A 13,288-nucleotide genomic window follows, 5' to 3' on the forward strand; every position below is an offset into this window, starting at 1 on the left:
GCGGAGAATGGCAATAGTTTTGAACAACACTAATCACTATGAATTTTAACAACTTTACAATCAAAGCACAGGAAGCCGTTCAAAAAGCTTCGGAAATTGCCACTGGTAACCAGCAGCAGGCGGTGGAAAATGCCCATATATTAAAGGGATTATTGCTTGTTGACGAAAACGTTATCACCTATTTGCTTAAAAAGCTCAACGTAAATATTAACCGTTTAAACGAGGCTTTAGATCAGCAAATTGCGGGTTTCCCTAAAGTTAGTGGCAGCAATATCTACTTATCATCGGGCGCTAATACGGCCCTGCAAAAGGCCAATAATTATTTAAAAGAGTTTAAAGACGATTTTGTATCGGTTGAACATATTTTATTAGGGGTGCTGGCTGCCAATGATAAACCCGCCACCCTGTTAAAAGATATGGGCGTTAACGAAAAGGACCTTAAAAAAGCCATTATTGAATTACGTGGCGACAATAAGGTAACCGACCAAAATGCCGAGGCTACTTACAACGCCTTAAACAAATATGCCCGCAACTTAAACGAGTATGCCGAATCGGGCAAGCTTGACCCGGTTATTGGGCGCGATGACGAGATACGCCGCGTGATACAAATATTATCGCGCCGTACCAAAAACAACCCCATACTTGTTGGCGAACCCGGCGTTGGTAAAACCGCCATTGCGGAGGGTATAGCCTTCAGGATATTAAAAGGCGATGTGCCCGAAAACCTTAAATCAAAAACGGTTTACTCGTTAGATATGGGTGCTTTAATAGCCGGAGCTAAATACAAGGGCGAATTTGAAGAGCGCTTAAAATCGGTAGTAAAAGAGGTTATACAGGCCGATGGCGATATAATTTTGTTTATCGACGAGATACACACCCTGGTTGGCGCAGGTGGCGGCGACGGTGCAATGGATGCTGCCAATATATTAAAACCTGCACTGGCCCGTGGCGAACTAAGAGCCATTGGCGCAACAACCTTAAACGAGTATCAAAAATATTTTGAAAAGGATAAGGCTTTAGAGCGCCGTTTTCAAAAAGTAATGGTTGATGAGCCGGATACACAGGATGCCATATCTATTTTGCGTGGCCTGAAGGAAAAATACGAATCGCACCATAAGGTGAGGATTTTGGACGAAGCAATTATCGCTTCGGTAGAAATGTCGCAACGTTATATTTCTGATAGGTTCCTTCCCGATAAGGCTATTGATTTAATGGACGAAGCGGCATCCAAACTGCGTATAGAAATGGATTCGGTGCCCGAAGTTGTGGATGAACTGGAACGCCGCATTATGCAACTGGAAATTGAGCGCGAAGCCATTAAACGCGAGCATAATGATAAACGGGTGAAAGAGTTGAGCGAAGAAATAGCCAACCTTTCGGCAGACCGTGATTCGTTACGCGCCAAATGGCAGGGCGAAAAAGATGCTGTGGACAATATTAACAATAAAATTGAGCAGATAGAAAACTTTAAGTTGGAAGCCGACCAGGCCGAACGTGCAGGTGATTATGGCAAAGTGGCCGAATTAAGGTATGGCCGCATCCGCGAAACGCAGGAAGAGGTTGAAAAACTAAAACAAGCCCTGCTGGAAAACAAGGATGAGACGCGAATGCTTAAAGAAGAAGTTACCGCCGAAGATATTGCTGGCGTGGTAGCCCGCTGGACAGGCATCCCGGTTAGCAAAATGATACAAAGCGAGCGGGAAAAGCTGCTTCACCTGGAAGATGAACTGCATAAACGCGTAGCGGGGCAGGAGGAAGCAATTGAGGCCATTAGCGATGCGATACGCCGCAGCCGCGCCGGTTTGCAGGATAAGCGCAAGCCAATTGGTTCGTTTATATTTTTAGGAACTACCGGTGTAGGTAAAACCGAGTTGGCCAAGGCACTCGCCGAATATCTGTTTAATGATGAAGGCGCATTGGTGCGGATAGATATGTCGGAATATCAGGAACGCCATGCGGTATCGCGCCTGGTAGGTGCCCCTCCGGGATACGTGGGTTATGATGAAGGCGGGCAGTTAACCGAGGCCGTGCGCCGCAAACCTTACAGCGTGGTATTGCTTGATGAGATTGAAAAAGCTCACCCCGATGTATTTAACATTTTGTTACAGGTGCTGGATGATGGCCGCTTAACTGATAATAAGGGCCGCGTGGTAAACTTTAAGAATACTATAATCATCATGACGTCTAACATCGGGTCGCACATTATACAGGAGAATTTCCAGAGTTACGAGGAACGGGATAAGGATGAGGTGATAGCCAAAACTAAAAATGAGTTGTTTGATTTGTTGCGCAAAACTATCCGTCCGGAGTTTTTAAACCGGATAGATGAGATTATTATGTTTACACCTTTAAGCCGCGACGAAATTGGCGATATAGTAAAACTCCAGTTTGCGCAGTTACAAAACACCCTCGCCGAAATGGGTATAAACCTCAGCGCAAGCCCCGAAGCGTTAGACTGGCTGGCCCAGTTAGGTTACGACCCTCAATATGGCGCGCGCCCCTTAAAACGGGTTATACAGAAAAAAATACTCAACGAGCTATCCAAACAAATACTGGCCGGCAAAATTGATAAAGACAGTAAAATAAAACTGGATAGCTTTGACAATCAGTTTGTATTTTTAAATGAAGATGTTAAGCCCGAAACGGTTTAAGAGAATTTCAAATACACTACTAACAATCCCTGGCCAACGAGCCGGGGATTTTTTTTGTATGAAAGATTTTGTAGTTTTATAGCTATGGAATCAATTAAACCACAAACAGGCAAACTATGGGATGAATTGACTGATGACCAAAAAGATGAGGTGCTTTTATCATTCGAGGAGTCGGCAGATGAAAATAACCTGATAGAGGCGGATAAGATATTTAAACCCCGTTAATATTTATTGAAACAAAACGGCCAAAAATTAGGTTATGTCAATACTTAATAATCTAATACAACCAGGCCATGAAAAATTTTGAAACATCTCTTGAAGCTATCCAAGATCTGAATAAAAGAGGATATACAGCTAATTTAAGCCTTGAAGGAGATACTATTGACGATAAAGCGCAAGGCATCAAAATGACTGCCGACGACTTTACAATTAACGAATTTTATCGCTTCGAAGGCGCGTCAAACCCCTCAGATATGTCTATAGTTTACGCCGTGGAATCGGCAAAGTATAATTTAAAGGGCGTTTTGGTTAATGCCTTCGGCACCTATGCCAACAACAGTTCATCGGCTATTGATGCTAAATTAAATTACCATCAGGTAAACCAATAAGGGTTTACTCACCTTGCTGAAGGTAACTCAGCAGGCGGCGGCCTTTGGCCTGTATGCTGGGTTTACCGCCGGGCATCATAATTTGTAGTTGTTCGCTTAATACTGCACCTATCCATGTATAACGGAGGCGCATATTAAATAATATTTCGCTTGCAAAAGCCTTTACTGCGGCGGGAGTTTTAGGTTCTATCAGCAAATCAAAACAACGCTCAACAATGGCCTCCATGTTTATGGCATCTAACTTTTGCTTAACTGCTTTATCTGCATCGGGCCGGGTTAAATGCATAATTATTTTGGCATAATGGCGCTGGCAGCTTTTGTTTTTAACCTCAGGAAATTGCGCTATGATGTATTCTAAATGGTTAACAAACTTGGTTGGTGTACTTAAAAGTAGGTTTTCCAGTATCCAGGCGGCCCTAAAGGCTATTTCTCTTTGGCGGGTAAAGGTAAGCTCAATCAAATCGGTAATATCAAATTGGCGGTTATGCAATATATCGGTTAACTTAAGCACTTTGCTTTTGCCTATAGTTTCGGATATGTGCAACAAAAGTTCGTCTTTATCTTTAATTGTTTCCACAGATGCTTCAAATAGAATAAATAATTGAGAAATAAAAAAATTACTCTATCATTTAGATGCATCGGGGAAATACATTCAAAATAATACACAAGCATTTTTAACGCAAAGGTGCCCAAACGGGTTTCGCATTTAATACAATATATTTACCGCATTCAGCATTTAAACTCAAAAACCGTATCTTTGCAGCATGATTACCGTTTCTAATCTTTCCTTGCGTTATGGCAAACGCACCCTTTTTGAAGATGTTAACCTTAAATTTACTCCCGGCAACTGTTACGGCATTATTGGTGCCAATGGCGCGGGTAAATCAACTTTTTTAAAAATACTCTCGGGCGAAATAGACCCTACCAGTGGCAGTTACAGTTTTTCGCCGGGCGAACGTATGGCCGTTTTAAAACAAAACCACTACGAGTTTGACGAGATACCGGTTATTGAAACCGTTTTAATGGGATACAAAGAGATGTATGCCATTATGAAGGAAAAAGATGCCATTTATTTAAAAGAAGATTTTACTGATAAAGATGGCGAACGCGCCGGCGAACTTGAAAACCTGTTTGCCGAAATGGACGGATGGAATGCCGAAAGTAACGCTGCCACCATATTAAGTAACCTGGGCATTAAAGAAGAGGCTCATTACAAACTACTTAAAGAGCTTGATGGTAACCAAAAGGTGCGTGTATTGCTTGCACAGGCACTTTTTGGCAAACCCGATATTTTACTGCTTGATGAGCCTACCAATGATTTAGATATACATACCATTGCCTGGCTGGAAGATTTTTTAGCAGGATATGAAGCGATAGTATTGGTAGTATCGCACGACAGGCACTTTTTAGATACCGTGTGTACCCACGTTGTGGATATTGATTTTAGTAAGATGACTATTTATACCGGTAACTACACCTTTTGGTATCAATCAAGTCAACTCGCTTTAAAACAACGGTCGGACCAGAATAAAAAACTGGAAGATAAAGTTAAGGAGCTTCAGGATTTTATCCGCAGGTTTAGCGCCAACGCATCCAAATCAAAACAAGCCACCAGTCGTAAAAAAGCTTTGGATAAGATTAATCTCGACGAGATACAACCCTCTACGCGTAAATATCCGGGCATTATATTCAACAACCTTGGCCGCGAAGCCGGCGACCAGATTTTACAGATAGAAAACCTGAGCAAAAAATTAAACGGCGAAATACTGTTTGATAACGTTAGGCTAATGGTTAACAAAGGCGATAAAATTGCTGTACTATCGCAAAATAGTTTAGCTACAACCGCTTTCTACGATATTTTAACCGGCCGTGATAAAGATTTTAAAGGCGAATTTAAATGGGGGGTTACCATTAAAGCGGCAGATATACCTATGGATAACTCGGCCTATTTTACCGGAAAAGATGATAACCTGATTGATTGGTTGCGCGAATATTCGGAAGGTGAAAAAGACGATCAGTTTATCCGTGGATTTTTGGGCCGCATGCTTTTCTCGGGCGAGGAAGTTTTGAAAAAATGTAATGTACTATCGGGAGGCGAAAAAATGAGATGCATGTTTAGCCGCATGATGCTGCAACAACCCAATTTGCTTTTGTTTGATGAGCCTACCAATCACCTCGATCTGGAATCGATAACGGCACTTAACAACGGCATGAAAGATTTTAGGGGCACTATGCTGTTTACATCTCGAGATCATGAATTGATAGAAACCGTTGCAAACCGCATTATTGAACTTACACCTAAAGGCATTATTGATAAATTAATGGATTACGACGAGTATATTAACAACGAAACTGTACAAAAACAACGCGAAGAAATGTACGCCTGAAGAGTTGGCAATTGACGAACGAGGGATTATAATTAAAAATCTTCTTTGAGACCATCAAAAAAATTCGTTTATTTGCCCTCCCTAAAAACACCAGACTCCTTAGCTCAGCTGGTAGAGCAAATGACTCTTAATCATTGGGTCCAGGGTTCGAATCCCTGAGGGGTCACTTACAACCGCTTAATTATGATTATTAAGCGGTTTTGTTGTTTTTATTGTGCGGATAGTGTGCTGTTTTATTGTTTTTCCCTCAAAATTCAATATTTACCATGACCACCATTGAAGAAAAGCTCGATCAAATTATTTCCATTTTAACCCAGATCAATGAGAAGATGGGTATTAACTCCGTTGCCGACCCGGTAAATACGATTGAAACAGTAAAACCAATCGCCGCGGCAGTTCCCAAACCGACAAAAAGCCAGCTTGATTTTAAAAGAAGAAAAGAACTTATTGGTAGATTAGACAGGACATATTTTCTTACAGAAATTCGTACAAGGGTTCGTGATATTTTTGAAATGAAAAAGCGAAATCCATCCTTTAAACTTGAATTTAAAACACAGGCTATGGACGAGATAAACAAACGAATTGATAAAACGGGAGCCCAGTTTTATATTGATTTGAAGGCGCACATGGAGAATTATGAAAAAACTGTAGAAGTGGATGGGGAAAAAGCATACCAACGCGCAATAGGCAGGTTAACCGCGAGGATGAAATAAGGCGTTTTAAGCCGCTTTACATTTTCAACGAATAAATCCTAACTTCTTTATTACATATTGCTGCTCGGCTAAAATTAAGCTCAAATAAACATGTGCTTTGTGCGCGCGTATTCATGGACTCCGAAAATTAAAACATCCCGGTAAGCATCGCACGCGCGCGTATACTGACACGGAAAATTCAAACGACAACAAAAAAGCCGGTATTACCCGGCTCAACTGTTTTAAAACGTTTGTTAATCAATTTTCAGGATCGTCCAACCTGGTATTTACTTCGTTCAATCTTACTAATAACAAGGCGGTCCTTGTTGTAGAATATATTAAGTTTCTTACGTAACTTGGAACATACATAGATTCGGGGTGAAGTGTTGTTTCACAAGCATTGTTAAGCGTGGAAAAAAGATCATCTAAATGTTCGGAAAGTGAGGACTCATAGAAATAATCTTTAATTACTGTTTTTAAAACTTCTAAATTTTTATGTTGTTTTTCTGTGATTTTTATATTTTTAGTTTCCATGATGTTTTGTTTAAGCGTTAATTAGATTGGTTGATAGTTCAAGTTGAATAAAAATTTTGTTACTATTATTCATGGATCAAATCCTTTCTTCCTAACGCAAAGTTATTAATGACAACCCGTTGTATAATTGCCGACTTCTGTTCGGTAGGGGTGAGCGGGTGTGATAAAATTACCTTTAATAATTGATTGCTGTTGTTTAAAGCAGCTTCGAACTGGATTAACCTGTTTCGTAGGTTATTCGTCATTGAATCGGTACACGCTGTACCGGTCATTGAATTTTCATGGCTCTTTTGCATTTCTATGAAATTTCAAATAAAGTAAACCGGGGGCTGCAAAAGAGCCAATTAACATTGTTTATGCCAATTAGAAAATGGATTTCTAAAATCCTCCCCCGGTTGTATTTTAATAAACTAAGCTTTGAATTGGTGATTTGGCGTTAGTGAAACAATCTATTAATTAACTCTTTTGCATTACTAAAATAGCCATTTATTTTAATAAATCATTGATTTATTAAAATTTATTTCATTGCCTTTAATGCCCTGAAAACTGTAGCCCTGGATACATCAAAAGTAATTTCGGCATCTATCACAATTTCACTAAGGCTTTTTGAGGTCGCTTTTTCTTTTGCATCCACCCACATGTATATTTCCATATAAGAAAACACTTTAGAAGATAATAACCCATGTTTTACCAGTTGTTTTAAAGTTCCATCTTTTTGCAATTCGAGTAACTTTATAAGCATAGTTAAAAATTACTTCTGTTTTTTAGCATTGCTTTGTTTGCAAGCGCGGCCTGAATATCTTCTATAACTACAACTTGCTTTGGCATGCTCGCCGCGATATGGTCGCCAATTTTTGCAGGTAGGTTCTCGAAGTTATTGTTTATTGCATCCGTTATTGGCGTCATATCCGTTGGTATATTTAAGCTGGCACCAGCATTAAAGTAGCCGCCCATTGCGAAGTGTTGGTTTAACGCTGGCACATCAAACGGGCGACCGCCACCGGCAACATTTAATGCCGACAATAAAGGCCCGAACATGGCCGTTGACCTTGCATTTACAATTGATTCGCCATGAGATAACCGGGCATTTATGCTGTCCGATGTGCCGGTGCCCGGGCCGGATAGCTTACCACCAGTACCATCGGAACGGTATACCCCGCCAGTGGCGAAAGCTTTGGCACTCCAAATTGCATCAAGCGCAATTGCTCCCTGGGCGGCAGCTATGGCCGTTTCGGCAATGGCCATAGGTACGCCAACAAATGGCACGTCGGCTGTAGCTGTCCAGATTTTCATTATTGTAGCTTCGGTAGCTATTATAGTGCTGGCCGCTTGATAAGCCTGATAAGCTTTGAATGCTATTCTGTAAGCTTCGGTGTTTTTCCCAAGTAGCCCTATAACTCCTTTGGCAAGATTTATTTCAAAATCTAATTTTTCTTTGCCAAGGTCTTTCGTCTTCTTTTGATAGTCCATATCGATTTTATAAATCGCTTCTTTATTTCCCTTGGCCGCCTTTACCGCCTGGTCATGTTCGGCATCGAGTTGCTTTTGCCTATTCTGAAATTCTTTGAGTGGCCTGTTTGAAGTTTGGGCGTCACTAATGTCGCCTGAAATTTTATCGTTTGTTTTCTTGTCGTCGACACCGGATTTTATTGCATCTTCCTTTTTCTTTTGATCCTTCAGTATCTCTTCTTTTAACTGGCCGGATACTTCGAGCTCTTTAAGTTCAGTGTCTAATGCGTGCTGTAAAGCGGCGGCGGCTTTATCGTCCCCAGCGGCTTTCAAATCATACATGTTTTGTTGTTGCTCGGCCATTTTGTTTACCAGGGCAATAGATTGTTTATCTATTTCATCAAGCTGATCTTTGGTTTGCTGGTGAAGTTCGTCCAGTTGCTTTTGCGTATCGTCATCGCTTTGTTTCGAACGAATATCGGCCAGGCGTTTGTTTAAGGCTTCAAGGTTATCCTGCGCCTCTTTGTTAAATTTATCTTGTATAACTTTTTGCTCGGCGGCCTTTTCACGCTCCAACTGGGCAATTGTCTGTAAGTATTTTGCTCTTATTTCGAGGTTTTTACCGGTGTAATTTTTATATTTTTCTTCCAGCTTGCGATATTTTTCGTCGTTTTTTAAAATTTCTTCAGCGTATGAATCGTAAAGCTTTTGCTGGGTTCTGGAAAGAGAGGCAACACGGTCGCTTTCTGCCTCTTTCAATAATCTATCTTCGGCTTGCTTCGCTGTAAGCCCTCTTTTTTGCAATTTACTTGTTTTGGTATCGTAGGCTGCTATTTCAGCATCGTATGAATTGGTAAGCTCCTGCACCCGATTTTTGGCATCGGTAACGGCCTGCTTATTCTCCATACTTTTAAATTTTTGCTGCTCCGTAATGATGCGAAGGTTTTCTTGTGCAATTTCAAGATCACGCTTATAAATCGTTTCTCTAATTGCTTTGGCCTGTTCTATCATCTTAATCCTGTTCGCCTCGGTGATATTTACGTTTTTTAAACTGCTATTTATTTTACCAAGCGTATCTTGTTGCTGTAGCTTTTCTGTTGACCATTCCCTTTCTGCTTTTGTTAATGCTTGACGGGCCTTTATAGCATCGCCAGTGCTTTCAAAACTTTTCTTAAAGCTTACTTTACTAATGGCATCAGCAGCCTCGCCAGAGGCCTTAACAGTATCTTTAAACATCTGAATGCCTGCTACACCCGCTTCTTTAACACCCTGTGCAAACTCAATGGCTCCATTGCCAATATCTAAAAAGGCCTGTTTAAAGTTTCCTTTATAGAGATCGTATAAAACTGAAAACAAGGTTTTTATGGGTATTATTGAGATGCTAAATAAAGAAGTCATTAATTTTACTGCTCCTTGTGGCTCGGTAAAAACGTCAAATATCGCCTTACCTATCGGGCCTAAAATTTTAAAAATGCTTTCGGTTACTGATCCTAACTGGGCCATAATCACTTTCAGTTTTTTTGACCCTTCATTTGTTTTTTCAAAGTAGGTTATGAGTGCTGAAAAGGCAAATATTAATAAGCCTATACCGGTTGCCTTCATACCCAGTTTTAATATGTTGAATCCGCGCGAAGTTTTTTCAGTTCCTGCTGCCATCAGGTCAAGGCCTTTGCTGGCTATCCCGGTGGTATCTGTAAAAGTCTTTACTTCGGTGCCTGTTTCTTGCGCATCCTTTGATAGCTTGAGCATGCCCGCGCCGGCTGCCGCCGTGCCTACCGTCATTACCTCAATGCCTTCACCTGCCGCTTCGGCACTGGCCCCGGTTTTGGTTAGCCCTATGGTTGATGCAGAATTTGCATTGGCAAACGCACCCGAACTAGCAGCGAAATTTGTTAGCGCGGTTGTTGCTGATTCAACCCCATCTTTAACGGTTGTAATTCCATCTTTAAAACTTTTGGCCGTGGCTGCCGCTTTGCCTAAAACGTCGCCAAACAGACCGGTTTTATTAAGAGCTGATACAATGTTGTTTTCATAATCCCCGATGGTTGATTTGTTACTACCCATCGCCTTGTCAAGACCCATTATCTCTTTAGACAATGCCTGGGCCTTGGCTTGCATTTTTCCGCCTACCTCCGCGTTATTGAGCTGCTCCTTGCTTAACTCACCTATTTGTTTTTGCAGTAATGAAAGCTCCAGCTTGAGACCGTTTTGGTAACCGGTATTACTTTTAATTGCCTTGTCGTATTGCGCTGCCGTGTTTATACCCTGGGTAACCTCCGCACGGGCGTTTTTAAGTTGAGCGGCCAGATTAACCGCTTCGGCAGAGTTTTCGTTAGTGGTGCCCTTGAGTGCTTTGAGTTGCGCCGTTAAGTCGGCAACCTTTTGTTTAGCGTCCGCCGTGTTTTTTATTAATGCTGAAGTATCAATATCGACACTTAACAGTGATTTTTTAGTATCTTCCATTACTTATTATTTTGGATAATTTCTTTATATCGTTGTTGATATTCTTCACGTTCCCGGTTCATCAATAGTTTTATAATAATCCGCTCGTAAGACTGGTTCATCACCTCAGCCCACTTCGTAATATCGTGGTTTGCCAATATGTCGATATTGAGCATCCACCCGAATTGACTCAGCTTTTCGGGCTTTGCCCGTATTTCATCAAATTCAGGTTTCCTATTAAACAATTGCAGATTTTGCCTTATAAGTTTGGAAACTTCCGAAAAAAAAACATTGCTATGGTTGCGGCATCCAGGTACCCGATGTTGAGTATCAACTTTCGATATTCGGGATCATCAACCGCCTCGTCGCTGTATACTGCGCTTTCATTGTTATAAGGCTTCCATAAGTAATAGGCGAGTATGTCAGCAATCATCTTATCATCAGAAAAATTATTGCCGTTAGCCTCAAATGTGTTATACTCTGACGCTATAACATTATAAACCCCAACATAGGCACCAATGGGCTCTAATTCCAATTTTTTAGGTATTGTGATTGTTTTATCGCCCAATTGTATTGTGTCGGGTATTTTGGCTTTTTTGAGATCGCTTTCAAAATTATTACGCAATACCTGAAGCAAGGCCAGGCATCTTTTAAAATCGTCGTCGGTTTTAAACCCGGCAATATGGCTGGCATCCAGGCCCGTTAATATTGCAATATCTCCTATCTGGCCGCCGTTTGCTGTTCTTAACTGTAACCACTGGCCCAGGCGTATCTCGTTTAGGTTGGTTGGGAAATTATATGGTTTATTGTTTAATTTGATTTTAATCATGGCTTTTTTTGTTTTTGTGCTTTAGAAATTAGGTCGAAATTGGGTGTTATATTTTCGATAGCACCTTCTCGGCTGTATGTATTTGTTTCACAGGTTATAAAATTAATAGGCATAGTGTGCGACCTATCTTGAACAGACCATGATTTTATAAATGCTGCCTTGCCGGTGATGCTTTTGTATATCGAATTTACTTCGTTTAAAATATCGGCAGCTTTAGTTAAGGCGGTGTGTAATTTAATCTCGTTTTCCGTTTCGGCATATACGGTGTTGGCCTCCACATAGGCATCAAACAACTCGTTATCTATTACAACGGCCCCGTGCTCGTCGATCACAAAATCCTTTATGCTACATTTTTGCCAAGGTAATTTACTGAAAACAACTTCAACCGCTTCATAAAATCCTTTCGGATCAATCCAATCCCGCATTTTAATACAGTTCTCCTTTGTGATTTTCATCTGAACAAAAGCGTCGTTCATTTCAAAGGAATCAAATTGCTTTTTGGAGTAAAAACCTTTCCAATCTTCATAAGCAGCATATAACTCTCCGCTATCTTTTATTTCGCCAACGCCTAACTTATTGAATAATGATACAAAACTCCTGATGTGAGGTATCATTAAATCAAGGCTATCCCTAAATTCGTCAATCGTTTTCTGGTCTCTCGAAATAAAAATTCTTTTTTCTTTTCCCATGCTCTTTTTTACTTTCTCTGTTTTTTATTGTGTGTTTTGTACATTGCCCTTCGCTGGTTCATCTTTTGAGTAAACCTCGCTACCCCGCTTCGCTCGGCCAGCTCCCGCCTCGTCCGGGCCGTTGACGCCATTAGCTGTTCTATTGCTTGCAATGCATTGTTGATTACTTTAAGGTTCCGCTCCTGGAGCAGATCGCTTCTTTTTGGTTGTTTATTCATGTTTAAAATTCGGTTGCCATTCCCACTTGCACATCTTGTTCATCAATTTCAACTACACAGATTGACTTCTTGTATTTTTCGGGTAGTTTATCAAGCAGATCTTTCTTGAGTTGACTTTCGGGCACCAGCTCTCGGGTCTGGTCATCATGCACAAGTATTACAAGTCTATTTGTGTGAAAGTGCTCTAATAATAATTTGGCTACATTGGGATCAAGTCTTCCTGCTGCAACATCTTTAATTATTTCAATTTTTTCCTTTTTCTGGAATTCGGTTGCCATTTTGTAAGTTATTTAGTAAATTTTATTTATTAGTCATTAAACCGATTACGAGTCGAACTCAATTTTCACGATGTTAATTTTTCAATAATCGCGTCGAGTTGCTCATCATTTAGTGCCGATAGGGTTTTGTCAATCTCCATTGTCATATCAACTGACTGAAGTTTTGGCAAACCATACTGAAGCATCTCGGTATAGAATTTTACTTTGTCCTTTGGTGCTAACAATTCATATTGATTCATCACGTCCGGGAATTTCCCGCTTAGAAAGTCTGTTACTTTCTTTCTTAAATCTGCATCAATTTTGTTCTTCGCACCCTTTGGTTTCCCGGCTTTATTGTTCGTTTGTCCTGGTTTAAGTCCCATTTTTGTATTTTTTTGTATTTTTCAAAATCTTAACTCTTTTTGCTTTATTTCATGCATTTTGAAAACTTAGCACATAATCCGCACAGAATTTTGGTAAAAAGCTCTATTGATATAAATAGAGGCGGTATGAAGTAGTCCTTTAAGGATCA

Annotated in this window: 15 protein-coding genes and 1 tRNA gene; 6 read left to right on the top strand and 10 right to left on the bottom strand. The window is 40.5% G+C overall.

Features of this window, described 5'->3' with window-relative positions:
* Positions 1 to 38 precede the first annotated feature (38 nt).
* The 3 genes from clpB (at position 39) to BDD43_RS17025 (ending at position 3,259) form a co-directional block, all read left to right on the top strand.
* Complete coding sequence (clpB, locus tag BDD43_RS17020; RefSeq protein ID WP_121198805.1) at positions 39 to 2,651, top strand: ATP-dependent chaperone ClpB; 2,613 nt, start codon at positions 39 to 41, stop codon at positions 2,649 to 2,651.
* An 84-nt stretch (positions 2,652 to 2,735) separates the two neighbouring features.
* Positions 2,736 to 2,876, top strand: a complete 141-nt coding sequence (locus BDD43_RS30125; RefSeq protein ID WP_162847098.1) for a hypothetical protein — start codon at positions 2,736 to 2,738, stop codon at positions 2,874 to 2,876.
* Between the two features lie 68 nt (positions 2,877 to 2,944).
* The gene (locus BDD43_RS17025; RefSeq protein WP_121198806.1) at positions 2,945 to 3,259 is read left to right on the top strand and encodes a phosphoribosylpyrophosphate synthetase; all 315 of its coding nucleotides are present in this window, start codon (positions 2,945 to 2,947) and stop codon (positions 3,257 to 3,259) included.
* Between the two features lie 4 nt (positions 3,260 to 3,263).
* On the opposite strand, the gene BDD43_RS17030 is transcribed toward BDD43_RS17025, so the two are convergent.
* Positions 3,264 to 3,836: a hypothetical protein gene (locus BDD43_RS17030; protein WP_121198807.1), complete on the bottom strand. Its 573-nt coding sequence runs from the start codon at positions 3,834 to 3,836 to the stop codon at positions 3,264 to 3,266.
* Between the two features lie 187 nt (positions 3,837 to 4,023).
* Here BDD43_RS17030 and BDD43_RS17035 point away from each other — a divergent pair, with 187 nt between their 5' ends.
* The 3 genes from BDD43_RS17035 (at position 4,024) to BDD43_RS17045 (ending at position 6,359) form a co-directional block, all read left to right on the top strand.
* Entirely contained in the window at positions 4,024 to 5,646 is a 1,623-nt protein-coding gene (locus BDD43_RS17035; protein WP_121198808.1) for an ABC-F family ATP-binding cassette domain-containing protein, read from the top strand.
* A gap of 93 nt (positions 5,647 to 5,739) precedes the next feature.
* Positions 5,740 to 5,812: transfer RNA gene (locus BDD43_RS17040), tRNA-Lys, on the top strand.
* A gap of 100 nt (positions 5,813 to 5,912) precedes the next feature.
* Positions 5,913 to 6,359 carry a hypothetical protein gene (locus BDD43_RS17045; RefSeq protein WP_121198809.1) on the top strand — a complete coding sequence of 149 codons (447 nt, stop codon included), beginning with the start codon at positions 5,913 to 5,915 and terminating at the stop codon, positions 6,357 to 6,359.
* Positions 6,360 to 6,596: 237 nt separating this feature from the next.
* On the opposite strand, the gene BDD43_RS17050 is transcribed toward BDD43_RS17045, so the two are convergent.
* The 9 genes from BDD43_RS17050 to BDD43_RS17095 form a co-directional block, all read right to left on the bottom strand.
* Complete coding sequence (locus BDD43_RS17050) at positions 6,597 to 6,872, bottom strand: hypothetical protein (RefSeq protein WP_121198810.1); 276 nt, start codon at positions 6,870 to 6,872, stop codon at positions 6,597 to 6,599.
* 517 nt (positions 6,873 to 7,389) lie between these two features.
* Positions 7,390 to 7,614, bottom strand: coding sequence for a hypothetical protein (locus BDD43_RS17060; RefSeq protein ID WP_121198812.1), 225 nt, complete (start codon positions 7,612 to 7,614; stop codon positions 7,390 to 7,392).
* Between the two features lie 2 nt (positions 7,615 to 7,616).
* Positions 7,617 to 10,784 carry a hypothetical protein gene (locus BDD43_RS17065; RefSeq protein ID WP_121198813.1) on the bottom strand — a complete coding sequence of 1,056 codons (3,168 nt, stop codon included), beginning with the start codon at positions 10,782 to 10,784 and terminating at the stop codon, positions 7,617 to 7,619.
* Complete coding sequence (locus tag BDD43_RS17070) at positions 10,784 to 11,008, bottom strand: hypothetical protein (RefSeq protein WP_121198814.1); 225 nt, start codon at positions 11,006 to 11,008, stop codon at positions 10,784 to 10,786. The genes BDD43_RS17065 and BDD43_RS17070 overlap by 1 nt, the downstream gene beginning before the upstream one ends.
* 14 nt (positions 11,009 to 11,022) lie before the next feature.
* Positions 11,023 to 11,592 carry a hypothetical protein gene (locus BDD43_RS17075; protein WP_121198815.1) on the bottom strand — a complete coding sequence of 190 codons (570 nt, stop codon included), beginning with the start codon at positions 11,590 to 11,592 and terminating at the stop codon, positions 11,023 to 11,025.
* Entirely contained in the window at positions 11,589 to 12,281 is a 693-nt protein-coding gene (locus BDD43_RS17080) for a hypothetical protein (RefSeq protein WP_121198816.1), read from the bottom strand. The genes BDD43_RS17075 and BDD43_RS17080 overlap by 4 nt, the downstream gene beginning before the upstream one ends.
* 8 nt (positions 12,282 to 12,289) lie before the next feature.
* On the bottom strand, positions 12,290 to 12,499 hold the full coding sequence (locus tag BDD43_RS17085) for a hypothetical protein (protein WP_121198817.1): 210 nt from the start codon (positions 12,497 to 12,499) through the stop codon (positions 12,290 to 12,292).
* Positions 12,500 to 12,501: 2 nt separating this feature from the next.
* Positions 12,502 to 12,777, bottom strand: a complete 276-nt coding sequence (locus BDD43_RS17090; RefSeq protein WP_121198818.1) for a hypothetical protein — start codon at positions 12,775 to 12,777, stop codon at positions 12,502 to 12,504.
* Positions 12,778 to 12,842: 65 nt separating this feature from the next.
* The gene (locus BDD43_RS17095) at positions 12,843 to 13,139 is read right to left on the bottom strand and encodes a hypothetical protein (RefSeq protein WP_121198819.1); all 297 of its coding nucleotides are present in this window, start codon (positions 13,137 to 13,139) and stop codon (positions 12,843 to 12,845) included.
* Positions 13,140 to 13,288: the final 149 nt, after the last annotated feature.

Origin of the sequence: Mucilaginibacter gracilis (genome assembly GCF_003633615.1) — a bacterium.
Taxonomy (GTDB): Bacteria; Bacteroidota; Bacteroidia; order Sphingobacteriales; family Sphingobacteriaceae; genus Mucilaginibacter; species Mucilaginibacter gracilis.

Bases quoted from the DNA above. Each gene is read 5' to 3' on its own strand.
- clpB (WP_121198805.1), top strand. From the start codon at position 39: ATGAATTTTAACAACTTTACAATCAAAGCACAGGAAGCCGTTCAAAAA.
- BDD43_RS30125 (WP_162847098.1), top strand. From the start codon at position 2,736: ATGGAATCAATTAAACCACAAACAGGCAAACTATGGGATGAATTGACT.
- BDD43_RS17025 (WP_121198806.1), top strand. From the start codon at position 2,945: ATGAAAAATTTTGAAACATCTCTTGAAGCTATCCAAGATCTGAATAAA.
- BDD43_RS17035 (WP_121198808.1), top strand. From the start codon at position 4,024: ATGATTACCGTTTCTAATCTTTCCTTGCGTTATGGCAAACGCACCCTT.
- BDD43_RS17045 (WP_121198809.1), top strand. From the start codon at position 5,913: ATGACCACCATTGAAGAAAAGCTCGATCAAATTATTTCCATTTTAACC.
- BDD43_RS17050 (WP_121198810.1), bottom strand. From the start codon at position 6,872: ATGGAAACTAAAAATATAAAAATCACAGAAAAACAACATAAAAATTTA.
- BDD43_RS17060 (WP_121198812.1), bottom strand. From the start codon at position 7,614: ATGCTTATAAAGTTACTCGAATTGCAAAAAGATGGAACTTTAAAACAA.
- BDD43_RS17065 (WP_121198813.1), bottom strand. From the start codon at position 10,784: ATGGAAGATACTAAAAAATCACTGTTAAGTGTCGATATTGATACTTCA.
- BDD43_RS17075 (WP_121198815.1), bottom strand. From the start codon at position 11,592: ATGATTAAAATCAAATTAAACAATAAACCATATAATTTCCCAACCAAC.
- BDD43_RS17080 (WP_121198816.1), bottom strand. From the start codon at position 12,281: ATGGGAAAAGAAAAAAGAATTTTTATTTCGAGAGACCAGAAAACGATT.
- BDD43_RS17085 (WP_121198817.1), bottom strand. From the start codon at position 12,499: ATGAATAAACAACCAAAAAGAAGCGATCTGCTCCAGGAGCGGAACCTT.
- BDD43_RS17090 (WP_121198818.1), bottom strand. From the start codon at position 12,777: ATGGCAACCGAATTCCAGAAAAAGGAAAAAATTGAAATAATTAAAGAT.
- BDD43_RS17095 (WP_121198819.1), bottom strand. From the start codon at position 13,139: ATGGGACTTAAACCAGGACAAACGAACAATAAAGCCGGGAAACCAAAG.